The organism is Chryseobacterium pennipullorum, assembly GCF_003384725.1.
GTDB classification, from domain to species: domain Bacteria; phylum Bacteroidota; class Bacteroidia; order Flavobacteriales; family Weeksellaceae; genus Chryseobacterium; species Chryseobacterium pennipullorum.
On sequence record NZ_QNVV01000027.1, the window covers coordinates 1 to 24,586 of the forward strand.

Consider the following 24,586-nt stretch of genomic DNA (forward strand, 5'->3'; position numbering starts at 1 on the left):
CTCTTAGCTGAACGAAGTGGCTTTGCGAACAAAAATAAAGCAGACAATAACATATTTACCTTGCGAACCCTGCGTTTATTTTACGGGATTTTTTGTTCATGTTGTTCCTAACTGCTTTGCCGTGGATATCTTATAAACGCTAAGTTCGCAATGGTTTATAGGGTAGTGAAACGTTGTTCGCGAAGGCGTTTCACTTAGCAAGGATAGGATGCACTCTTAGCTGAACGAAGTGGCTTTGCGAACAAAAATAAAGCGCACACTAACACATTAACCTTGCGAACCCTGCGTTTATTTTCCGGGCTTTTTTGTTCATGTTGTTCCTAACTGCTTTGCTGTGGTTATCTTATAAACGCTAAGTTCGCAACGTTTATAGGGTGGTGAAACGTTGTTCGTAAAAGTGTTTCACTCAGCAAGGATAAGATGCGCTCTTAGCTGAACGAAGTGGCTTTGCGAACAAAAATAAAGCGCACACTAACACGTTAACCTTGCGAACCCTGCGTTTATTTTTCCGGGATTTTTTGTTCATGTTGTTCTTAACTTTGCTGTGGATATCTTATAAACGCTAAGTTCGCAATGGTTTATAGGGTGGTGAAACGTTGTTCGTAAAAGTGCTTCACTCAGCAAGGATAAGATGCGCTCTTAGCTGAACGAAGTGGCTTTGCGAACAAAAATAAAGCGCACACTAACCCATTAACCTTGCGAACCCTGCGTTTAATTAATTTATCTCATCAAAAAAAGATAAAATTAATCGTTGCAATTCAAAATTCATTAGTATCTTTATGATATCAAAATAATATCAAATTAAAAACTATATCGTATATGGAAAAGATTTTAAAACCTATGTCTGGCTATATAACACTAGTGATCTGCCTCATTCTGTTTATAGCTGCTATTTATTTCTTCGTAAGTGGAGTAGATCAGAGCATTACCTTTGTGATTCTAGCAATGTTGTGTTTCCTGGTTTCCTGTTTTTTCCTGAAGGGTTTAATGATTATTCAGCCTAACCATTCAAGGGTATTAAACTTCTTCGGAAAATATGTAGGAACGGTAAAAGACAACGGATTGTTCTTTATCAACCCTTTGTATTCATCTCAAAAAATGTCTTTGCGTTCTGAAAATTTACAGGGCCAGACGCTGAAAGTAAATGATAAAATGGGTAATCCGATAGAAATTGCGGTAGTGATTGTATGGAAAGTAGGAGACACCTATAAGGCTGCATTTGATGTGGAACGTTATTCTGATTTTGTAAGAATGCAGAGTGAAGCAGCAGTAAGACATCTGGCGATGAGCTTTCCTTATGATAATTTGGAAGATGATCATGCTCCGATTACATTGAGAGAAGGAGGCGATAAAATCAATTCCATTCTGGAGCAGGAGCTTACAGACCGCCTTTCAAAAGCGGGAATTGTGATTCAGGAAGCTCGGATCTCACATTTGGCCTATGCTTCAGAAATAGCAGGGGCTATGCTTCAGAGACAACAGGCTACAGCTATTGTAGCGGCAAGAACCAAAATTGTAGAAGGTGCCGTGGGCATGGTAGACCTTGCCCTGAAGAAATTGTCTGAAGATAATATCGTAGAATTGGATGACGAAAGAAAAGCGGCCATGGTAAGCAATCTAATGGTGGTTCTTTGTGGCGAAAAAGCAGCGACACCTGTATTGAATGCAGGGACACTTTATAATTAGAAATGAAGAATCAATAATTACATTTTAGGGTAAGTTTTACCGTGAAAGTAAAAGATAATCACGTAAGAGAAATTTAGAAATGAAATCAGAAAAAGCTCAGACCTCTTCAGAAAACAAAGGCAAAAAATCTTTTGTCATCAGAATTGATGAGTCTACTTATAAGCTTCTTGAACAGTGGGCGAATGATGAATTCAGAAGTGTAAACGGACAGATCGAATATCTGTTGCATCAGAGTCTTGTCAATTCGGGAAGAAAGAAGAAAGACTAGTTGAAGATGCTGATTGTAGAAGAGAATGGACTTTTACCGGGAGATTTTATCAGTTAAACTATTCCTTTTTTCTTTTCTATATTACAGAAATCATAAAAACAACAGGCTTTTTTAACTGGTCAATGAAAAAATAATAATTCCTTGTCCTTACTATAAAAAATAAAGCAGAGATGGGTTCTCTGCTTTTTTATTTCATACAGCTTTGAAGGGTATCGGCGCCAAAATAAAATATGACGAGCCAAACGAGACCTTTAATCGTAAAGAAGGCCAGTCCAGCCCATCCCACGCGCTTGAACCACTTTTTAAGCTTTGAGTTATTTTCTTGTGAATTTTCCATCGGCGAATGTCAAAAATATTACGCTACAAAGATAAGCATGTTTATAATTAGTCCAAATAAAAAACTGTTTAAAAATTTAAGTTTTGAGGTTCGCATAATATTTTTATCTTTAGAGAGAACGAAAAGTAAGATTTTATGTCAAAAAAAGTAAAGGATTTCGGAATTGAAAAAACACTTAAAAACCTTGGTATTAAAGAAGAAAACAAAGGGACTTCAGTGGGCGGAAAATATTTTGCTTCAGGAAAGGTGATAGAAAGCATTTCTCCTGTGGATGGAAAGTTAATCGCTAAAGTAAAGACATCCGGAGAAAGTGATTATGACAAAGTAATTGAGACGGCTCAAAAAGCGTTTCAGGAATTCAGGCTGATTCCGGCTCCAAAAAGAGGGGAGATGGTAAGGCAGCTTGGTTTGAAATTAAGAGAATATAAAGATGATCTTGGGAAGCTTGTTTCTTATGAAATGGGTAAGTCACTGCAGGAAGGTTTAGGGGAAGTACAGGAGATGATTGACATCTGTGATTTCGCAGTAGGTCTTTCCAGACAGCTTCAGGGATACACCATGCACTCGGAGAGACCGGGACACAGGATGTACGAGCAGTACCATCCGCTTGGGGTTGTCGGGATCATTACTGCCTTCAATTTTCCGGTAGCCGTATGGTCATGGAATACAGCATTGGCATGGATCTGCGGGAATGTTACTATTTGGAAGCCATCTGAGAAAACTCCGCTTTGTGCTGTTGCATGCCAGAACATTATGGCTGAAGTGTTGAAGGAAAATAATTTGCCTGAAGGAATTTCAAGTGTACTGGTAGCGGATCATGAAATAGGACAGAAGCTGGTTGATGACAAGAGAGTAGCCCTGGTATCTTTCACAGGATCTACAAGAGTAGGTAGAATGGTATCTTCAAAGGTTGCTGAAAGATTTGGTAAATCTATTCTTGAGCTTGGAGGAAACAATGCAATTATCATTACGAAAGAAGCTGATATCGATATGTCTATTATCGGAGCTGTTTTCGGAGCGGTAGGAACTGCAGGACAAAGATGTACTTCAACGAGAAGACTGATCATTCATGAGAGCGTGTATGACGAAGTAAAAACAAGACTGGTAAAGGCCTACGGTCAGCTAAAGATCGGGAATCCTCTGGATGAAAAGAACCACGTGGGACCGCTTATTGATACACAGGCTGTCAACCAATACCAGGAAGCGATTAAAAAATGTAAAAAAGAAGGTGGAAAATTCGTTGTTGAAGGCGGAGTTTTAACCGGGAATGAATACGAGTCAGGATGTTATGTGAAGCCGTGTGTGGCAGAAGTGAAAAATGCGTATGAAATTGTACAGCATGAAACCTTTGCCCCTATTCTATACCTTATCAAATACAAAACACTGGAGGAGGCGATTGCGATACAGAATGATGTTCCGCAGGGACTTTCTTCTGCCATCATGACCCAAAACCTAAGAGAGGCAGAATTGTTCCTTTCTCATGCAGGATCAGATTGTGGAATTGCGAATGTAAACATAGGGACTTCAGGTGCTGAAATTGGCGGAGCTTTCGGTGGTGAAAAAGAAACCGGCGGAGGGAGAGAATCCGGATCAGATGCCTGGAAGTACTATATGAGAAGGCAAACCAATACTATAAATTATACTGCTCAACTTCCTTTAGCACAAGGTATTAAATTCGATTTATAGAAGCCTTGCTTTAACCACAAAAAAACAAAAACTTAATAACCTGAATGATTAAAAGATTCTATTCTTTGATCTTTTAATCATTCATTTATTAAATCACACAACAAATTTATTATGGAACAAACATTAGATATAAAAGCAAATAAAGTAAAAGAAACGGTAGGAAAACATGTCTTGGCAGACGGTTTCGATTTCGTGATGGATATAGAAAAATCCCACGGATCCTGGCTTTATGACAAACTTACAGACAGAGAATATCTGGATATGTTCTCCATGTTCGCGTCAGCATCTATCGGTTATAACCACCCTTATCTGGTAGAAAGATCAGAATGGCTGGGAAGAATGGCGGTGAACAAACCCACTTTGGCAGATGTATACTCTGAAGAATATGCGCACTTTTTGGAAGTGTTCGAGAGAGTGGTTATTCCTCAGGAGCTGCAATACGCTTTCTTTATCGAAGGTGGAACCTTAGGGGTTGAAAATGCGATGAAAGCATGTTTCGACTGGAAAACCCGCAAAAACTTTGAAAAAGGCCTTCAGACAGAAGCTGGAATATGCATCCATTTCAGACAGGCTTTCCACGGAAGAAGCGGCTATACTTTAAGCTTAACAAATACTTCGGACCCAAGAAAATATCAATATTTCCCGATGTTTAACTGGCCGAGAATCCTCAACCCAAAACTGACATTCCCTATCACGGAAGAAAATCTTGAAGAAACCATCAAAAATGAAAGGCTTGCTTTGGTACAGATTGAAGAGGCTATTCTGATGAATCCTGATAAAGTAGCTTGCATCATCATTGAGCCGATCCAGGCAGAAGGTGGTGACAATCACTTCAGAGATGAATTTTTATTGGGCTTAAGAAGAATCTGTGATGACAACGAAATTTTGTTAATATTTGACGAAGTGCAGACGGGGATCGCTATTACAGGAAAGATGTGGGCATTCCAGCATTTCACAGCAAAACCGGATATCATTTCTTTCGGTAAAAAAGCGCAGGTATGCGGTGTACTGGCCAATAAAGAAAAGTTTGATCAGGTTCCGAACAACGTTTTCAAGGAAAGTTCCAGAATCAATTCTACATTTGGAGGCAACTTTATCGATATGCTCCGTTTCCAATTGGTAATGGAAGTAATAGAGAAAGAAAATCTGGTGGAGAACGCAAGAGTAGTAGGAGACTTCTTATTGGAAAGCCTGAAAACCCTTGCTGAAAAATACCCGGAAAAAATTTCAAACGCCAGAGGAAGAGGATTGATGTGTGCGATTGATCTGCCTTCTACTGCTCAGAGAAATCATCTGATGAACGAATTGTTCAATGACGGACTGATCATTCTGCCATGTGGAGACCAGTCTTTACGCTTCAGACCCCATCTGAATGTAACACAGGAAGAAATTCAGCTGGCACTGGATAAAATCGAAAGCAATATTAATAAAATTTAAAACCAACGATTTGTAATTTTCAAAAAAATATCGTAAATTTAGATACTCAAACAATTAGAATATGGAAAGAAGCACGAGAGTATCAGTGTATGAAAGTGATAACCCTTCAGAAATTCAGTTGGTTAAGTCTAAATTGGATGATGCGCAAATTACAAACACTGTTGAAAATGGGTATCTTACATTTACCACCACTCCTACAGCAACATCGCTGAAAGTAATGGTAGATCTTGAAGATGAAAATAAAGCATTTGGTATTATTGATGCTTACCTTCAACAAAGTGAAAATCAATAAAACAATTTCATAATTTTAAATTTTACTACTTCGAACCGAAAATTAATTTTAATTAATTTTCGGTTTTTTTGATGAATTAAAAACTATTAGAATCAGGATTGAAAATTCAATAATAAAAGATATCAGAACCATGCTTACTTATCATGACACGATGGTACCATTCTGATTCCGGCTCTATTTAATTGTTCAATCTGTAGACAAATCTTACAAACATGAATTCAGAGATCACACTTAGAAAAGCAGAAACAATTGACAGAGATATTATCTGGGGAATTATCCAGCAGTCTATTGAAAGGAGAAAGCAGGATGGCAGCACGCAATGGCAGAACGGATACCCCAATCTGGGAACGGTAGAAAGCGATATAGCAAAAGGTTTTGCATATGTTCTTACCGTAGATGGAGAGATCGCTGTATATGCTGCCCTGATTTTAAATGATGAACCTGCATACAGCACGATCGAAGGAGCATGGTTGAGTGATGGAGAATTTGTGGTTGTTCACAGGGTAGCGGTTGATGAGAAATTTGCCGGCCAGGGAATGGTCAAAAAGCTTTTTGACCATATTGAAGAATTCACAAAATCTCATGGAATTCAAAGTGTTAAGGTAGATACCAATCATGATAATATCGCGATGCTAAAGATCCTTGAAGGTAAAGGGTATTCCTATTGCGGTGAGGTTCTTTTGAAGGACGGCATGAGAAAGGCTTTTGAAAAGATTATAATTTAGGCAAAAGGTTAAATCTAATTTCATTGAATTTTTAAAACGCTGTGTATTTATAAACTCTATCAGGTTTGTTCGTTTGGTTCTGAACTAATTTCTACTTTTGTTCAAATTTTTATAGTATGCACCAAAGTATAGAAATTGATGAAAAAATTTTTCAGGATGCCGTAAAATTTTACGGTACTGTGTTCAGCTTACCACCTTTAGCTTCAAAAATTTATTCCTACCTTCTTTTTGATTATGAGAAAGTAGGAATTACTTTTGACGAATTTGTTGAAGTGCTCTCAGCAAGCAAAAGCTCTGTTTCCACAAGTATTTCATTACTCCTGAATGCTCAGCTTATTGTAGACCATAATAAAATGGATGAGCGAAGGCGATATTTTTTCATTAATGATGAATACAAAAAAATCCGATTCGAAAAAATTGTCCAGAAGATGCAGGACGAACTTAAACTATTAGATGATTTAAACAATTTTAAAAAAAGTAAAGACGATGGATACAACGAAAGAATAGAAGTTTACAAAGCACTCTTAAATAAAAACATAGAAAATATTCAGGAATCTCTTAATAAACTATAAAATGATTAATAAGCTAGTTATACTTTCAATTGCAGCGGTTTCACTGACAGCCTGCAAAAAAGAAGCTCCGAAGCAGGATGGTGCCAAGCCTTATCCTGTTGTGAATGCGGAGCTGAAAAACATAGTGGGTTATCAGACGTTTCCAGCTATCATGCAGGGTAGGGTAAACAATGATGTACGTGCAAAAATCCAGGGTTATATCACCCAGCTATTGGTAGATGAAGGACAGTATGTTACCAAGGGACAGCCTTTGTTCCGTCTGGAAACCAATATTCTGAATGAAAACGCTGCTGCTTCCAAAGCCGGAATCGGTGCTGCAGAATCTACCATTGCTGCTGCGCAGGCTTCAGTAAATGCGGCTCAGGTAGAAGTGAATAAGCTAAAGCCTCTGGTTCAGAAAAATATTATCAGCAATGTGCAGCTGCAAACTGCTCAGGCTCAGCTGGCTCAGGCCCAGGCGCAGCTACAGCAGGCTACCGCCGCTAAAAAACAGGCGGTTGCCAATTATAAAGGAGTCGAGGCTAATATTGAATATTCTATCATTCGTGCTCCTATTTCCGGGGTGGTTGGAAAACTTCCACTGAGAGTAGGAAGCTTGGTAGGACCGTCTGATCAGACTCCTCTGACCACGATTTCCGATACCTCTCAGATCTTTGCTTACTTTGCGATGAATGAGAAGGAATACTTTGACTTTCTTGAAAAAGCTCCCGGAGCTACTATGCCTGAAAAAATTAAAAACCTTCCAATGGTGGAGCTTCAATTGGCCAATGGCAGCCTATACCCTGAAAAGGGAAGAATTGAAGCGATTACAGGTCAGATTGATCCTGGAACAGGGACAATTCAGTTCAGAGTTGCATTCTCCAATGCTCAAAAATTACTAAGCAATGGTAATAGCGGAACGATCAGATTCCCTCAGAATTATGATAATGTTCTTGTTGTTCCGGAAAGTGCTACTTATGAGCAACAGGGTATTGTTTATGTATACAAAGTAGATAAAGGAGATACGGCGAGAAACGTTGTGGTAAATGTCATTGACAGAATCGACAACCTTGCCCTTATCAAATCCGGAATAAATAAAGGGGAAATGGTTATTGCAGCAGGAATCGGAGGTCTGAAACCGGGAACAGCAGTAAAACCGAAACCCATCAAAATGGATAGTCTTGTTCAATCAATAAAACCGAAATTCTAATGATAAAAAACTTTATTAACAGACCGGTTTTATCTACCGTAATCTCAATCTTGATTGTGATTCTCGGTATTTTAGGACTGATCTCGTTACCGGTTACCCAATATCCGGATATTGCACCGCCTACAGTGAGTGTTTCTGCAAACTATACAGGAGCCAATGCTGAAACGGTGATGAAAAGTGTAGTCGTGCCTTTAGAAGAACAAATCAACGGGGTGGAAGGAATGGATTATATCACTTCCAGTGCCGGAAACGACGGTTCTGCCCAGATCCAGGTATTCTTCAAACAGGGAATAGACCCGGATATTGCAGCGGTAAACGTACAAAACCGTGTGGCCAGAGCAACACCTCTTTTGCCTTCCGAAGTAACGAGATCGGGAGTGGTTACCCAGAAGCAGCAGACCAGTGCCCTGATGTATATGTCTTTTTATTCTGAAAATAAAGACCTTGATGATGTATACCTTCAGAACTTTTTGAATATTAATATTATTCCCAATCTTAAAAGGGTAAATGGTGTAGGGGATGCCAACGTTTTCGGGGGTAAAAACTACTCGATGAGAATCTGGCTGGATCCGGCAAAAATGGCTGCCTATAGTGTAACTCCCACAGATGTTACCAATGCCATCAACGAGCAGAGTAGAGAAGCTGCTGCGGGTTCTATTGGCCAAAACAGCGGAAGCTCATTTGAATATATCATCAAATATGTAGGAAAGTTCAACGATAAGGAGCAGTATGATAATATCATCATTAAATCTCTTGCAAGCGGACAAAACCTGATGCTGAAAGACGTCGCTAAGGTAGAACTGGCGGGACAGTCTTATTCCGGTATTGGGGAAAACGGAAATAACCCTTCCATCAGTATGGGGATCTTCCAGACTCCCGGATCTAATGCACAGGAGATTATTAAGAATATCAAAGATTATCTGAAGTCTGCAGAAAGTACTTTTCCGCAGGGAATAAAATACACTTTTAACTTTGATACGAACGAGTTCCTTGAAGCTTCTATTGAAAAGGTAGTACATACCCTGATTGAAGCCTTCATCCTTGTATTTATTGTAGTGTATATCTTCCTTCAGGATTTCAGATCTACTTTGATTCCGGCCATCGCAGTTCCGGTATCTATTGTAGGGGCATTTTTCTTCTTGAATCTCTTCGGATATTCATTAAACCTGCTCACCCTGTTTGCATTGGTACTTGCCATCGGTATTGTGGTGGATGACGCCATCGTCGTCGTCGAGGCCGTTCATGCCAAGATGGAGCATGGTATTTCGGATGCCAAGAAAGCCACCGTGGAAGCGATGGATGAGATTACAGGGGCGATTATTTCAATTACTTTGGTAATGGCAGCGGTATTTATTCCCGTTACCTTTATTACAGGGCCTACAGGGGTATTCTACCAGCAGTTTGGGATTACACTGATCATTGCGATCATCATTTCTGCGATTAATGCATTAACGTTGAGTCCTGTGTTATGTTCATTATTCCTAAAACCTCACGAAGCACATCATGCAGAATATAAGAATTTAAACCTGTTACAGAAGTTCTTCTATAAGTTTAATATTGCTTTTAAAACAACCACTGAACGTTATGGAAGAGGGTTTGTTTTCCTGTTAAGACACAAATGGGTTACCCTTATTATTTTTGCTGTTACCGGAGGGATCTTATTCTGGGCAAGCAGCAGCATGAAGAAAGGATTTGTACCTACCGAAGACAGAGGGATCATCTTTACAGATGTTCAGCTTCCTCCGGGAGCTTCAATGGAAAGAACCTACAATGCCCTGAAAACACTTCAGGCCAAAGCAATGAAAGTTCCTGGTGTACAGAATGTAACGATTTCTACCGGAAGAGGATTCTTATCCGGAAACGGAAGCAATAACGGTCTGGCCTTTGTTAAGCTGAAACCGTTCGAAGAAAGAAAAAAAGATGGCCAGACTTCTGAAGATATCACCAAAAAATTATTCGGAATTGTGGGAGCTGTTCCGGATGCTAAAGTAGTATTCTTCCAACCTCCAAGTGTACCAGGTTTTGGGAGTAGTGCAGGTTTTGAAATGGTATTGCTTGATAAATCCGGAGGTGAATATGCGGAACTGGATGCCAAAACCAATGAATTCATCGGTAAGCTGATGCAGAGACCGGAAATTCAATTTGCTCAAACTTCATTTAACACCAGATATCCTCAGTATCAAATGGAGATTAATGTTCCTCTGAGCAAGCAGCTTGGGGTTTCTGTAAATGAAATTCTGGCCACGATGCAGGGGTATATTGGAGGTATTTATACTGCCGACTTTACCAAATATGGTAAACAGTTTAGGGTAATGGTTCAGGCACTTCCTGAAAACAGGAAGAATATAGAAAACCTAAACGAGCTTTATGTAAGAACTGGTTCAGGTATCATGTCTCCCATTTCACAATTTGTAACCCTTACCAAAGCGTACGGACCACAATCTGTAAGCCGGTATAACTTGTTTACCTCTGTGAAAGTAACGGGAGCGAACTCTGAAGGATACAGTTCCGGGGATGCCATTACCGCTGTACAGCAGGTGGCCAATGAAACGCTGAATCAAAATTACGCAGTAGAATTTACAGGGTTGACGAGAGAAGAGTTAAATTCCGGATCTCAGACGCTTTTGATCTTTGCATTGAGTTTAATTTTTGTCTACTTTATTCTTTCGGCCCAGTATGAAAGTTATATCCTTCCGCTGGTTGTTGTCATCTCTCTTCCTTTAGGGGTAATGGGAGCTTACCTGGGACAGAAGGTGATGGGTCTGGAAAATAACATTTACTTCCAGATCGCACTGATCATGTTGGTAGGACTACTGGCGAAAAATGCGATCCTTATCGTCGAATTTGCCGTTCAAAGAAGGCATCATGGTGAAACGATCGTCATGTCTGCCATCAATGCAGCTAAAGCAAGGGTACGACCAATTCTAATGACCTCTTTCGCCTTTATCTTTGGTCTTTTACCATTGGTTCTGGCAAGTGGAATCGGAGCGGTAGGTAACAGGTCCATTGCTACCGGAGCTGCTATCGGATTATTGATCGGAACCATCCTGGGGCTGTTCGTGATTCCTGTATTGTATGTGATTTTCGAAACACTGCAGGAGAAGATCAAACCTATTAAAAAAGAAGATATCAATTTAGCAGAATAAAATTAATTAGAGAAGTTAGAAGTTAGATAGTAGAGATTACTCTCAACACCTATCTAATTTCTGGCCTCTAACATCTAATTTCTAATTTTTTATAATGAAGAGTTTATTAAACATCATAAAAGGAATCACTTTTTCAGTTTTCATATTGGGGGCCATCTCATCCTGTATGGCCAGGAAAGAATATGAAAGACCGAAGAACGTCGTAGACGAAAAGCTGTTCCGTACAGATATGCTTCCTTCAGACAGCACCAATATCGCAGATATTTCCTGGAAAGAGATATTTACCGATCCAATACTTCAGGGACATATTTCCAAAGCGCTGGAAAACAATCTGGACATCAGAATTGCCCTGCAGAGCATTAACTCTGCTGAAGCTTACCTGAAGCAAAGTAAAGCTGCTTATCAGCCAACACTTTCCATTGGTCCCAACTATACCTTCCAGACTCAGTCCATCAACACACAGTTTGGGCAGATCATTGGAGAAAGACGGTATGTTAACCAGTTTGATATTACAGCGACTCTTGGATGGGAAGCTGATATCTGGGGAAAATTGAGGGCGCAGGAAAAAGCACAGCTGGCTACCTATTTGGGGACTGTTGCTGCCCATAAAGCCGTTAAAAGCAGTCTCGTATCTTCAATTGCCTCTGCATATTATCAATTGCTGACCTTTGATGCCCAGAAAAGAATTATTACAGAAACCATTGCAATAAGAGAAAGAAACCTTGAAACGACCAAAGCTTTAAAAACTTCAGGATCTCTTACAGAAGTGGCGGTACAGCAGAGTGAAGCACTTGTTTTCAATGCAAAATCTCTATTGATTGACATTGATACGCAGATTCAGCTGCTTGAAAATACCATGAGTCTTCTGATGGGAGATTCATCACACAGTATACAGAGATCTACCCTGGAAGGTCAGAAACTTCCTATAGATCTTAAGCTTGGATATCCTGCACAACTACTGGCTAACCGTCCTGATGTGATGAGAGCAGAGTTTAATCTGATGAATGCCTTTGAACTAACCAATGCTGCAAAAGCTCAGTTTTATCCGACTTTCAAGATCACAGGCTCAGGAGGAGTACAATCCGTAGATATTGATCATCTTTTCAGTGTCAATTCATTGTTTGCCAATGTGGTATCCGGACTGGCGCAGCCTATTCTCAACAGAAGGGCAATCAAAACCAATTACGATGTGAGCCTTGCCAATCAGGAGACAGCCTATCTGGATTTCAGAAAGACAGTGCTTACAGCAGGGAAAGAAGTTTCCGATGCCATCAGAGTATTTTCCGTTCAGGATTCATTCATTGAACTGAAACAGAAAGAACTGAATGCCTACAAAAAGTCGGTGGATTATTCCCAGGAACTTGTGAATTACGGTATGGCAAACTATCTTGAAGTTTTGAATGCAAGTGTTAATTCATTGAATGCAGAACTTAATATTTCCAATGCACAATACAGTAAAATGAAAGCCGCTGTTGAGCTTTACCAGGCTCTGGGTGGTGGCTGGAAGTAACCGTATCTTGTCATTTAATATCATAAAAACGTATGTCATTGGGCATGCGTTTTTTTGTTGGAGGCTGGAGGTAGGGGGAGGAAAGTTATTATAGTTGAGGGTGAAAATAGTCAGAAGCCTTGCGTCAAATAGTAACATCCTGCTTCTGGCTTCTGACTTCCATCTTTTTAAAAGTGTTAAAAATAAAATTCCACTTGTATATATGTATTTAACTACGTAGTTTTATACTTTAAAATTTAAACACTATGAAATTACAAATACATCCTATAGGAAATTCTTATTCGGAACAGGCCATTGATCTCATTCTTACGATTCAGCAAAAAGAGTTTAATGTTCCGCTTACAATCCATGATCAGCCGGATCTTCTTGAGATTGAAAGTTTTTATACCGAAGCTGGAGGGAACTTTTGGGGCGCTTTTATAGAGGGAGAACTGGTAGGAACTATTGCTTTGCTCAAATTTGATAAGAGGGAAGGAGCGATCAGAAAAATGTTTGTGAAAAAAGATTTCCGGGGAATAGAGCTGAATATCGCACAGGAACTGCTGGAGATTTTACTTTCTTTCTGTCGGGAAAACGGAATAGATAATGTATATTTGGGAACCATCACAATATTGAAAGCTGCTCAGCGTTTTTACGAACGGAACAACTTTGAAAAGATTGAGAAAGAAAAGCTTCCGGCTCAATTTCCATTAATGGGTTCTGACGATATTTTTTATCATTTAAATACCACTTTATGAATGTGATCAACGAAGCGGGAATACTTGCTATTTCTACCAGGCTGCACCGTCTGAGTGAACAATTAAGGAAAGATGGAGCGATGATTTACAAAGCATTTGGGATAGATTTTGAACTCAAATGGTTCCCGGTCATCTTTACCATATACAAGAAAGAAACAGCAAGTGTGGTTGAAATTGCTAATGAAATTGGATATACCCATCCTTCTACCATAACTCTGCTTAAAGAACTTGAGAAACTCAAAATTTTAGAATGGAAAAAAGATATCAGTGATGAGCGTAAAAGGCTCTTTCTGTTAACACCTAAAGGTATGGAGCTGGTTGAAAAAATGAAACCTGTCTGGGAATTGGTTGCCATCGTTTTGAGTGAGATCGCGGATAATGAAAATAACCTCCTGAAAGCCATTAATGAAACGGAAGAAAAAATTGCCAGCCAGTCTTTCTATCAGAGAGCAATGCAGCTTAAGAAGAGCGACTGATAAATAAGCCTGTTATTTTTTTATGTTAAATCACTGTGGGAAGATTTGTTGTTATATTTGCAATCTAACAAACTAATTCAAAACCATGAAAAACTTAAAAAAAGTTTCAAGAAATCAATTAAAGCAGGTAAACGGTGGACAAAAAATATGTCCTCAGGGATGGAAACAGATGCATTGCCCTAACAGCCCGATACCTCAATGTTATTCCGATCAATTGACATTAGAGTGTCCTGACTTTTAAAAATACAATCCCTCAACCTGAGGGATTTTTTGTTTTTACTTAGTGAGAGAATACCTCACTTTAAAGATCATAAATCAACTGTATACCATAGAAGAACCCGCCAGTATTGGCGGGTTCAATTGATTCATTATTAAATAAGATTTTATTAGAATCTCAAAGTCGCTGCAACAGACCAGGTTCTTCCAAAGCCAAGGAATCCTGTATTCCCATCAGCAACACCCTGATAAACTCTGCCAGCTTCCTGGTACGTTCTTCCGGCATCCGGGCCATTGGCAATTTTGTCACCGGCGAAAATGTTGGAGCTTAATTCAGAAATATAATATTTGTTGAATACGTTGTATACATTCGCTCTTAATGTTAAAGATCTTTTCTGATCGATTACAAATTTATAAGAAGCACCTACGTCAAATAAGTGATAACTCGGCAATTTTACGATTCCTCTTTCTCTATCTGCAGCAGTCAGGAAATTGATCGGATTGAACTGCGCATATAGCTTGTCATAATATTCCCAGTTGGCATCAACACTGAAAGCTTTGGTAACGTTATAGTCAACCCCAAGACTTGCTGTAGTTTGTGCTGCATCTCCAACTTTCAGATCTTTGATGTTGATCATTCCTGTGGCTCCGGATATTTCCTGATTATTCTGAACATCAAGAATATTGAAGTTTGCATTTCCTTTGTATTTCCAGTTTCCGAGAGACAACATCCCTCTCAATCTTAGGTTGGCAAAAGGTCTTGCTTTTGCTTCCAATTCTATTCCCTGATGTACCTGGCCTACGTTCAGTGCGTTATAGAAATAAGCATTTCCTAAGCTTAACTGTGAAAATTTCGCTACATCCGCGGCAGTAGCATTGAATGTTCTGGAAATAAACCGGTCATCCCACTGTGTTCTGTACGCGTTAATATTCACATCGATATAACGGGATTTAAAGCCATATCCTAACTCAACAGAGAATATTCTTTCATTCTTTGCATCGTTGTAGATGTTTTGGTTAGATGGGAACAGCGCATTGAATAACGGTTGTCTTGAAATCACTCCTGTGTTGAAAAATACATTGTGATGTTCATCAATATTATAGTTGGCTCCTCCTTTTACAATATACCCGGTTTTATGATACCACTTGGTTTCCTGATTTCCGGGATTATACAGCATATAGTCTCTTCTCTTATAATATTGCTCAGAAACCGATCCCTGAACGGATGCACTTAATTTTTCAGAGCTATATTCTATCATTCCGTAGACACCGGCCCATTTTACCAAACCTTCATTATGGAGGGATACTTTTTGAGCATTATTCAGCTTGGTAAGAGGTTCCGGCTTTACAGTACGATCAATGTAATAACCTTTTGGAGAATTTGCAGTACTGGAAACAAATAATGCATCGGATCCCAACATATCGGTCACGATGTCATACAAAGCTCCTTTATACGTTTTTAGATCAATACCCCCGTTGAAAGTCCAGTTGTTTTTTTTGTAATTAAGATCTGCAATCACTCCGTACCAGTCATGTGCATTAATACTCTGTTTTCTTACGATACCATTGGTTCCGTTGAGAGTAGCAACATACATTCCGTTGTAATCACCCGGGGAGCCTGCAGGTGCCGTAAAGGTTCCTTTCTGGAAATTGTTTCCATTATAATCTGTTACCATACCTCCCTGGTTATAGCGGTAAATCATATCCCAGTTGATGGTACCGTCTCCGCCTTGCCCATAATTCATGAAGTTCATGGTTTGTCCGTTAGCGTTTTTAATGGAACCGTTAAGTCCGGTACCGCCACCGCCACGACCCCATGAACCGTACACTACAGTAGATAGTTTCAGGTTGTCATTGATGGACCAGTCCCAGTTTAATGATGCGATTGGCTTGTGGTAAAAGTTAGGTGCTAGATTGAATTGAGAGCCGTTCAGCATTCCTGTCTGTGGATTGTATCTTCTTCCATAGGCATCAAGTTGGCGCAAGGTCGCTACATTGGCTCCGGTAGCGGAAGACCTTCTTGTGTCGTGTACCTGTGGTGCTCCCGTTGCAATTAAATTGAATGCATGTTTTTCATTAGGCTTAAATCCTGTAGAGAAGAACCATGAATAACCTTCCCCTTTGGTCCCGTTGATGTAACCATCACCCTGCCAGCGGGAAAGCAATACAGTTGTTGCCCATTTGTTTTTTAATCCTGAAGAGTACATTGCTGATAATCTGGAATAATTGTCGTTTCCGGCTTCCGCCTTTATCATAGCTTTTTGTTCAGAATCGGTAGCTTTGGTCGTGATATTGATGGTTCCTCCTACGGACGGAACTACAAATTTGGAAGCTCCCAAACCTCTCTGAATCTGAATGGAGCTTGCAATGTCTGCCAGACCGGTCCAGTTAGACCAGTACACAGTGCCTCCCTGCATGTCGTTAACAGGTTGCCCGTTGATGATAACCGCAATGTTAGCACCATCAAAACCTCTCATGTTAATTCTACTGTCTCCGAATCCACCACCTACTTTGGTAACGTAAACAGAAGGTGTAGACTTCATAATTTCAGGAAATTCTCTATTTCCCAGTTTCTCCTGAATTTCCGCTGCCTTAATCGTGGAAACTGCAACAGGAGTTTTTCTTTCTTTGGCTGTTTGGGAAAGATTTCTTCCGACCAACATCACCTCATCAATAGATTTGGATTTTTCTAAAGAATCCTTCGTACTCTGCCCGTAGTACAGGGCTGCCGTAGGCAATACAAGCGCTATAAGGATGCGCTTTTTAAAAATAATGCTCATGAAATAAACTAGCGTGTTTAAGTTTTTAAGGCTGCAAAGATGACTATTTATTTTTGAATTGAGTGTTAAATCTTAATGAAGGTGCTTTATGAAAAGAAAATAGAGAGCAGTTTGCTCTTTATATTGATGATATGATATTCATATAGTTTTTTAATTTACAGTTCATTACAGATGGGAGGTAGGGTAGATAAGGAATTTATTTAGAGAGCGTATAATTAGAAACTTTCTTTTTCTTCTTTAGATCAATGCAGTGGATATTTAAGTTACCTCTGCAGTTTGTTCCAGCAAAATCTTGCTATCTGTTTAAATTTCAGCAGGGTTGTTGTTGTTTTTGAGGATGCGAAATATAGATTAATTGAATGGTCAGTAATATCAAATGATAAAACTTTTCTAAAAGTTCTGAGAATGCAAATAGATGAAGGGCTGGGGTATTTATACGATATAGTTCAAAGAGAATAGACTTAGCCGGCTCGTCTATTAAATCAGCCACTGACATAAGTATAAAATTTATATTAATAAAATTGATAAAAAATTTGCAGATATCAATTAAATACTTACTTTTGTACCGCTTCAAAAAAGGGGGATTGGCGCAGTTGGCTAGCGCGTTTGACTGGCAGTCAAAAGGTCACGGGTTCGAATCCCGTATTCTCCACAACGACAAAGCCCTTCCACGGGGCTTTTTTCAGATTTAGACTTTTTGGAAGCGTATTAATCAGTAACAAAATCAGTAACAATTAATACGCATGAAAAATTTAAACTTCGGATACAAGAGATCCGACTTTCTAGTGACCAATTTAAAAGATAATTGGTTTGTACAGTCCCGTTTCTATGAGGCTGACAGAGATAAACCATTACTTATCGGTGAAGACTTAACAAGTTTAAGGATGAGAAAGAACGAAAGCAAATCGAAAAGCTGCTTTTAAAGCAGATGACTCCTTTTTCTTGATAAATTCTTATATTACAGGAGTATTTGTAATTTGAACAGAAATTATCCGTAATATGGGTAATGTAAAAAACTCCTTAAATTAAGATGTATGAAAAAGTTGAAGCAGTATCCTTTTTTACATACCTTTAATCCTATCCAAAAGATCAATGCAACAACGATTGTAGAACGGCTAAGCCGAAAGCCACATCAGCTGTTTCAGCCTCATCTGACGGATTTTTATATGATCTATCTTTTTACAGATGGAACAGGAATACACTCTGTAGATTTTAATGATGTTGAGGTTATTCCCGGAAATATTCTATTTATGAGCAAAGGGCAGGTGCACCATTTTGATCCTTTAGAAACCTATGATGGAAAAACCATTGTTTTTACAGAAGATTTTTTTTGCAGATCCGAGGCCCATCGAAGTTTTCTAAATCGGACGGCACTTTTCAATGACCCTTTACGCCTCGCTTACTTTGATTCTGGTGTACATTATAATGTTTTTACAACCCTTTATCAATTCATTGTAGATGAATTAAAAAATGTACCTGATGAGAATCAAACGGAGATTCTTCATAACTATCTTTTCAATGTGTTGCTGACCGCAGAGCGGCTTTATAATCCAACAGAGAAAAATAGATTACCCTCCCGAAATCAGCTGCTAGTTTACGATTTTAAAAGACTGGTAAATAAAAATCTTTTTAATCATTATACTATTGAGCAATATGCAGCTCTTCTCAATGTAACGACACGATCGCTTCAGGGGGCCTTTGCAGAATCTGAGAATAAAACACCAAAAGGATGGCTTACAGAAAGACTCGTACTTGAAATCAAAAGGACACTGACCTACGAAACCATGTCCGTTAGTGAAGTCGCCTTACTATATGGGCTTTAAAGAAACATCGAATTTTATCAGCTTTTTCAAAAAGAATACTGGGTTTACACCAGCGGATTTCAGGCTTCGTTTAACACATTAGTTTCGCATTTTTATAATTTAATTACCTTTATCTATAATACTTTTGAACGCTATTGCTTTTAATATTGCATTACAAAATTTCATGATTAAATTTCAATAAATGAAAACATCAATTATTAAAAGAATTCAAACGGACCCTGTAATGGTAGCGATTCTGTTATTGTCTCTTTTACTATTTTTCTTTCTTATTTTCAATGCATCAGGAATGTTTTTTGGAAATAATGATACACATCTTAAATATCTAAATATATACTCACGCGAGCCCTTGGCTGTAATTTCTTTTTCACAGGTTATGATTTTTAGGATGATAGGATTTGTTTTGGGAATTGCTGCTGTTTTTTATCTCATTTCCCTCTGCACTGTTGAGGCAGTAGGTTCAGAACGTCGTTATTTTTTTCTGGAATGGGCTGCTTTTACTTCAATTGTGGGACTGTCGCTATTCGGAGGTTTAATAAGGAGTGTTGGCAATCAGCAGGGAGCAGCAAATATTTATTTTTTTACCATACTTCTGTACCTTTCTCTACGTTTGATAGAAAAAAAATATGGACAGGTATCAAAATTTATCCTAAAAGAAATGTATCTATTACCTGTTTATTTTACCCTTTTTTATACAATGGGTCTTCCGGGATGGGCAAAATTATTTGGTCATGCAAAGGTGATCGAAAAATATGAAAGAATGTTCGCGGGTAGTTTTGTAGCCGATTTACCTGGCGGAACTCCTTTTATGATCTATTTTTTAGGAATACTTGAACTTATCATTCCAATTCTTTTAATTATCAGCCTGGTGAAAGGGGAGTTTAAATGGGGTAAAGCTAAACCTTGGTTCAATATGGCGATGGTAATAACATGTTTAACTTTTATGATGCTATGTGTTGGACTGACCATTATTTTCAATTTTGCAGGCGCTGCCAATCTAATTTTCTATTTTGTTTTAACATTTTTTATTTTAGCGTCAGCACGTAAAGAAAATAACTGCAATTCTTAAATCATCCGCTAAGTATCGAAACCATCCAGAGATCTTTAGGTATGTAAATAAAGAATACTCCCTGAAAGTTAGATAATTTCAGGGAGTATTGTATTTTTCAGCGGGTTCGCTGATTCAAATAGTAATAAAAAATCATGGCAAAATAAGTTTAAGAACTAAAGACTTCTTATATGTATGAAACAGAAAACCCCGGAAATTCCGGGGTACAAATTAAATAAACGGGTGATGAAAAATTCTTATTAAAAGTACGATGTTTGGGAATAATTCCTTTATGAGTTGGGTCATAAAAAAACCTCCCGAAGGAGGTAAAAGTGCAAAATAAATTATAAGTTATGTGATGTGATGGTCAGTGAAAAATATTCCCGTGCAAACACGGGAATATTGTAGTTCCCTTAATAGCTATTATTTAATAGTTGTGACAAAATCAACAATGTTAATGCCAAATACATCACTATTTCATGAAATGTGTATTTTTGTGGTATCTTTTTATAGAGCGCTAAACCAGAAGGAATCCATTACGCGTTTTCGTAGTCCGGATTCATTTTGTTTAAGGATTATTTCACTTTTGAACAGTCTTACTTTGTTATAAAACAAAAAATAAATTTCACCACTTTTGCATAGGAGTAAAATAAACCTGCATTCCTGCTGTGTTTCACTTTATCTAATATTTTAATTTAATTTATTCGTTAATAATGTAATTATAATTAAAAAAAATAATAAGTTTTTTGCATAGAAGGTATCTAATTCTTTGAATAGTGATTTGTTTTATATATATTTACCTACCTAATAACAACAAAAAACAAAAACCATGAAAACAACTACTTTTTGGGCATCTTGTGTCCTTTTAGTCTCTATGCTTGTGGGGTGTCAGCAGGAAGATCTGCTGCAGTCCGCACAGGAAGAAGGTAAGACCCACCAAAGAAATCAGTCACAATCCCGTATGGTAGAGGGTTTGATCCCTTTTACCGTAGACAATGTGCAGGCTGCTTTACCCATCGTTCTCACCTACTACAGAACAAACAGGCCCATTGTGGCGGAAAAATTTGCCCACTATCAGGTAGAGCCTACCCATGTGTATTACAAATTTATGCCGCAGGACAGCATTCAGCAGGCCAGGTTGATGGAGGCTGAAGATGTGTTGCAGCTTACTACCAGTCCTTTGGAGTTCAGCCGTACAGAACGTACAGAGGATCCCGTTGAGGATGAAATACCTGTATATTACGGAATAGCAAAGTACAACGCGGCTGTTCCTGATGTTCCTCATGATGTAATTGCGAAACTGCATTTTACAGATGAGGACAGGCTGGAAGACATGCAGGCAAATTACGATGAGATCGAGTTTAAACAGAATCTGATGTATGAAACGCGAAAAATTGCAGGACATCTGGATGACGAGGAGCTGAATGAAGGATATATGAACTATGAAGAAGGTATTCAGGATAAAAACAACGGCAGTGGAGCTGCCAGCAGGTTGTTTGCAAAGAAATGGAGACCTTCCGGAAATATCAGGGTGGAGGAAGACATTGTACGGACCAACAACAGCAGCAAAAACCATTATGAAGGGGTAAAAAGAGCTACTGTAAATGTCCTCAAATGGGGATGGCTGCAGGTAGAGCAGGGGACAACGGACGGAAACGGATATTTTTCTACCGGGACTACCTATACCAAAAATGTTCATTATAAAGTGAAATTTAAGCATGATTATGTGACTGTTAAAGAAGGGAATTTCTACAATACGGCAGATTATTTCTCAGGGGAACATAAAAGAGCACCGTTGAATATCACGTTTATGAAAGACGGACCATTATCCCACTATCATTTCTTTGCGTTGGTTCATAATGCTTCTTACGATTATTACAACCGTTGCTTAAGTAAATTCGGACTTCATAACCCGGGTAAGCTTAATATTACAGCACTGTATTATGGTTCCAATTCCAATTCAGGAGCACAATGGTATCCGTTTAATTCAGCGATAAGAGTATCACGTTCCAGCAGTGGATTTTATAGAGGAAGCGATGGGATTTATGCCACTACAGTCCATGAGCTGACCCACAACAGCCAAAGAAAAATGGATCCGGGGATGTTCAGTTTACTGTATAGTGGAAACAAACAACGTAAACTCATGATTGAATCCTGGGCAGAAGGGGTAGAAACGATCGTTACCAATGATCGATATACAAGTATGTTCAGCTCAAACGGATATGGAGTTTACAGAAGCAGCACAAGAGGTACCCATGCTTCTACACTGGTTTGGAACGGACTCAGACAGCATCAGTCGATTTCTGATATGAACGCGTACACACCGTTGGTTATTGATCTGGTAGATAATTTCAATCAGAGTCTGGTATTGAATAATCCCAACATTCCCAATGAAAGAGTATATGGATATACCCTCGCGCAGATACAGACCGCGCTAAATACATCCCGTACCCTGGATCAATGGAAAGGAAGATTGGAAAGTCTGTATAGCAACAGCACAGAGCCAATGCTGGGAGATGTATTTGGCTATGCGCAAACTGTTTTAAGCAACAGTGCCAATTGGACAGATTAAGCAATAAATAGAACCGACACTACTTCTGTTCTTATTGATATTGTAGCATACTACTGATGCCGTTCGGTTTTTTTGTCCGGACAATACATCTACTGAAGAGCCGCCATTATTGCGGCTCTTTTTAATTTTAATCTTTTCGTCAGTAGTGCTGATATTTGGTCAGCGTAATGAAGGACGGAGCAATTTCTCTTTTCCTACAATTTAGTAAGTAAAAGAAAAAGAGCTTTTTTTTAATGAAATTTGTCAAAAAAAAGAAATGGAAACTATTAAAACCGTTATTTATTGGATAGGGTATGCGTATTACCTATATGTTTTTGGCTATGCATCTTTGTATAAAGTATTTCAGAAAACATCCATGATGCAAAGTATGAATTCTTTGGGATTTAATACGACCTGGACGATTCTTATAGGAGTCCTGGAATTATTAGGCGTTATGATGCTGGTGCTGGGATTGTTTAAACCTCAATTTAGAAATATTGCAGCATTATATTTATTCCCATTCGCAGTTGGCGCGTTCACTACTCACATGGCACACCATGAATACAATCATTATTACAACTCTTTATGGATGTGCATTATTTCAGTTGTTTTGCTTGTTCTCGATAAAAATTTCAAAATAGTGGTGTAAGTAAAACCTTAAAAGATGATCTCAATATTGAAATCTTTAGATTTCAGCATGAACGTACCAAATTTATATTGCAGTATTGGTGGCTAAAAGCAATGATGTCAATCCGGTTTTTCAATTTTTCGGTAATTAATTCATATACTCAGAGTTTTATATCTTGCTTATCGTTCAGCTGATCTCCCCAGAGATTCATCAGATCAATGAGTTCTTTTAAGGAATTTCCTTTTTTGGTCAGCATATATTCCACTTTGGGTGGAAACCCCTCGTACTCAATTTTTTCGATCAAAGCATCATTTTCAAGTTCTTTCAATTTGGAACTGAGTATACGTTCAGAAATTCCAACGAGTTTTTCTTTCAATTGGGAGTAACGCAGCTTTTGGTCATTCAGCAGATAGGCGAGAATGTTAATCTTCCATCTTCCGCCGATCATGGATAAGGTCACAGAAAGTCCGCAATTATTTTTCCAATATATTTCGTTGAGACTGTTTGTTGAGTTTTCTTTTCTGTCTGTCATTGGATTTGTGCAAAATTTTAATGATTTTGTTCATTTGTTTAACGCTATCATTACGTATTATTTTAAATATCAATATGTAAAAGCAAATGTACAAAACAGAAGCAGAGCTGTTGATATTCTATATCTATATATGATATTATAAAACCCAGCTTCAATACATATTGCAGCTGGGTTTTTATCAAATTAACTATTTTTACTTGTTATAAGCTTCTTGATCGGGATACAGAAATCAGATAGATCAGATGGGCAAACATGCTTCGCTTAACAGATTCTATTTTCACATCACCGGTTCCCTGTGTGATGGTTGTAACAATATCAGTACTACACGGGCCATTGAAATTGGCACTTCCCAAATAATTAGCGACATTGGCTGAGGGATAAGAGATTCTCGGATAGTCCGGAGGCGTCTGATTTGCTACCGGAGCAATACCTGCAAATCCTTTGTTATCAATATAGCGCGCATTCCATGTTCCCAAAAACTGACCATTATTGATATTAATTCCCTGACCGACCACAATTTGAGTATCTACAGCATTGGTAAAGCCGGCACATGAGCTGTAATGGTTTACGACCACGGTACAGGAAGATGCATTATCCGTAGGCAGGAAGCATTTTCCTTCATAGATCGTGGCTCTCTGTTCAGTAGCAGTGGTAGAGGTATTTAGGATCGCTTTTGGTGAAAAAATCTCTTCCGGTGAAATTAACGACAAAACGCCCTGTGAGTCTGCCGTAACAATTTTTTTTTCAGTGTTTGCCAGGTTTCTTACCCTTACTGACCCATTAACGTCCAGAGTATTGGTTGGAGACGATGTGTTAACCCCTACCTGAGCGTTCAAACTTCCATAAAAAGCAAATGCTGCCCAAAAAAAATTTTTTGTTTTCATGTTATTAAAATTGAATGTGTTTAATTTTTCACTAATATAGGAAATATAGATGGGAAGAGAAAAATA

At 38.5% G+C, this 24,586-nt stretch carries 21 protein-coding genes and 1 tRNA gene; 19 read left to right on the forward strand and 3 right to left on the reverse strand.

The window, feature by feature from the left end:
* Positions 1–819 precede the first annotated feature (819 nt).
* The 13 genes from DRF67_RS20175 to DRF67_RS22065 all read left to right on the forward strand — a co-directional run bounded on the left by DRF67_RS20175 (position 820) and on the right by DRF67_RS22065 (position 14,302).
* Positions 820–1,686: an SPFH domain-containing protein gene (locus DRF67_RS20175; protein WP_115930104.1), complete on the forward strand. Its 867-nt coding sequence runs from the start codon at positions 820–822 to the stop codon at positions 1,684–1,686.
* Between the two features lie 79 nt (positions 1,687–1,765).
* Positions 1,766–1,954, forward strand: a complete 189-nt coding sequence (locus DRF67_RS20180) for an Arc family DNA binding domain-containing protein (protein WP_115930105.1) — start codon at positions 1,766–1,768, stop codon at positions 1,952–1,954.
* A gap of 472 nt (positions 1,955–2,426) precedes the next feature.
* Entirely contained in the window at positions 2,427–3,977 is a 1,551-nt protein-coding gene (amaB, locus tag DRF67_RS20185; RefSeq protein WP_115930106.1) for an L-piperidine-6-carboxylate dehydrogenase, read from the forward strand.
* A 111-nt stretch (positions 3,978–4,088) separates the two neighbouring features.
* Positions 4,089–5,414, forward strand: coding sequence for an L-lysine 6-transaminase (gene lat / locus DRF67_RS20190; protein ID WP_115930107.1), 1,326 nt, complete (start codon positions 4,089–4,091; stop codon positions 5,412–5,414).
* Positions 5,415–5,475: 61 nt separating this feature from the next.
* The gene (locus tag DRF67_RS20195; protein ID WP_115930108.1) at positions 5,476–5,706 is read left to right on the forward strand and encodes a DUF2007 domain-containing protein; all 231 of its coding nucleotides are present in this window, start codon (positions 5,476–5,478) and stop codon (positions 5,704–5,706) included.
* A gap of 212 nt (positions 5,707–5,918) precedes the next feature.
* Entirely contained in the window at positions 5,919–6,431 is a 513-nt protein-coding gene (locus DRF67_RS20200; protein ID WP_115930109.1) for a GNAT family N-acetyltransferase, read from the forward strand.
* A gap of 116 nt (positions 6,432–6,547) precedes the next feature.
* Positions 6,548–7,003: a transcriptional regulator gene (locus DRF67_RS20205; protein ID WP_115930110.1), complete on the forward strand. Its 456-nt coding sequence runs from the start codon at positions 6,548–6,550 to the stop codon at positions 7,001–7,003.
* A gap of 1 nt (position 7,004) precedes the next feature.
* A complete protein-coding gene (locus DRF67_RS20210) occupies positions 7,005–8,192 on the forward strand; it encodes an efflux RND transporter periplasmic adaptor subunit (RefSeq protein WP_115930111.1) in 1,188 nt (395 codons plus the stop codon).
* The gene (locus DRF67_RS20215; RefSeq protein ID WP_115930112.1) at positions 8,192–11,338 is read left to right on the forward strand and encodes an efflux RND transporter permease subunit; all 3,147 of its coding nucleotides are present in this window, start codon (positions 8,192–8,194) and stop codon (positions 11,336–11,338) included. The genes DRF67_RS20210 and DRF67_RS20215 overlap by 1 nt, the downstream gene beginning before the upstream one ends.
* A 94-nt stretch (positions 11,339–11,432) precedes the next feature.
* The gene (locus tag DRF67_RS20220; protein ID WP_115930113.1) at positions 11,433–12,848 is read left to right on the forward strand and encodes an efflux transporter outer membrane subunit; all 1,416 of its coding nucleotides are present in this window, start codon (positions 11,433–11,435) and stop codon (positions 12,846–12,848) included.
* Positions 12,849–13,093: 245 nt separating this feature from the next.
* Complete coding sequence (locus tag DRF67_RS20225; protein ID WP_115930114.1) at positions 13,094–13,585, forward strand: GNAT family N-acetyltransferase; 492 nt, start codon at positions 13,094–13,096, stop codon at positions 13,583–13,585.
* The gene (locus DRF67_RS20230; RefSeq protein ID WP_115930115.1) at positions 13,582–14,061 is read left to right on the forward strand and encodes a MarR family winged helix-turn-helix transcriptional regulator; all 480 of its coding nucleotides are present in this window, start codon (positions 13,582–13,584) and stop codon (positions 14,059–14,061) included. The genes DRF67_RS20225 and DRF67_RS20230 overlap by 4 nt, the downstream gene beginning before the upstream one ends.
* An 85-nt stretch (positions 14,062–14,146) precedes the next feature.
* A complete protein-coding gene (locus DRF67_RS22065; RefSeq protein WP_449384856.1) occupies positions 14,147–14,302 on the forward strand; it encodes a bacteriocin-like protein in 156 nt (51 codons plus the stop codon).
* Positions 14,303–14,447: 145 nt separating this feature from the next.
* On the opposite strand, the gene DRF67_RS20235 is transcribed toward DRF67_RS22065, so the two are convergent.
* A complete protein-coding gene (locus DRF67_RS20235; RefSeq protein ID WP_115930116.1) occupies positions 14,448–17,057 on the reverse strand; it encodes a TonB-dependent receptor in 2,610 nt (869 codons plus the stop codon).
* A 578-nt stretch (positions 17,058–17,635) separates the two neighbouring features.
* On the opposite strand from DRF67_RS20235, the gene DRF67_RS20245 reads away from it, so the two are divergent.
* The 6 genes from DRF67_RS20245 to DRF67_RS20265 all read left to right on the forward strand — a co-directional run bounded on the left by DRF67_RS20245 (position 17,636) and on the right by DRF67_RS20265 (position 23,125).
* Positions 17,636–17,709: transfer RNA gene (locus tag DRF67_RS20245), tRNA-Ala, on the forward strand.
* A 91-nt stretch (positions 17,710–17,800) separates the two neighbouring features.
* Complete coding sequence (locus DRF67_RS21380) at positions 17,801–17,980, forward strand: hypothetical protein (protein WP_123912796.1); 180 nt, start codon at positions 17,801–17,803, stop codon at positions 17,978–17,980.
* Between the two features lie 111 nt (positions 17,981–18,091).
* A complete protein-coding gene (locus DRF67_RS20250) occupies positions 18,092–18,880 on the forward strand; it encodes a helix-turn-helix domain-containing protein (protein WP_115930118.1) in 789 nt (262 codons plus the stop codon).
* A gap of 181 nt (positions 18,881–19,061) precedes the next feature.
* Positions 19,062–19,946 carry a hypothetical protein gene (locus DRF67_RS20255; RefSeq protein ID WP_115930119.1) on the forward strand — a complete coding sequence of 295 codons (885 nt, stop codon included), beginning with the start codon at positions 19,062–19,064 and terminating at the stop codon, positions 19,944–19,946.
* A gap of 808 nt (positions 19,947–20,754) precedes the next feature.
* Entirely contained in the window at positions 20,755–22,497 is a 1,743-nt protein-coding gene (locus DRF67_RS20260; RefSeq protein ID WP_123912798.1) for a hypothetical protein, read from the forward strand.
* 256 nt (positions 22,498–22,753) lie between these two features.
* Positions 22,754–23,125 (forward strand): DoxX family protein, encoded by a 372-nt coding sequence (locus DRF67_RS20265; RefSeq protein ID WP_115930121.1) that lies wholly within the window; start codon positions 22,754–22,756, stop codon positions 23,123–23,125.
* A 139-nt stretch (positions 23,126–23,264) separates the two neighbouring features.
* Here the strand turns inward: DRF67_RS20265 and DRF67_RS20270 are convergent, their stop codons facing one another.
* On the reverse strand, positions 23,265–23,636 hold the full coding sequence (locus tag DRF67_RS20270) for a winged helix-turn-helix transcriptional regulator (protein WP_115930122.1): 372 nt from the start codon (positions 23,634–23,636) through the stop codon (positions 23,265–23,267).
* Positions 23,637–23,836: 200 nt separating this feature from the next.
* The gene (locus DRF67_RS20275; protein ID WP_115930123.1) at positions 23,837–24,520 is read right to left on the reverse strand and encodes a hypothetical protein; all 684 of its coding nucleotides are present in this window, start codon (positions 24,518–24,520) and stop codon (positions 23,837–23,839) included.
* Positions 24,521–24,586: the final 66 nt, after the last annotated feature.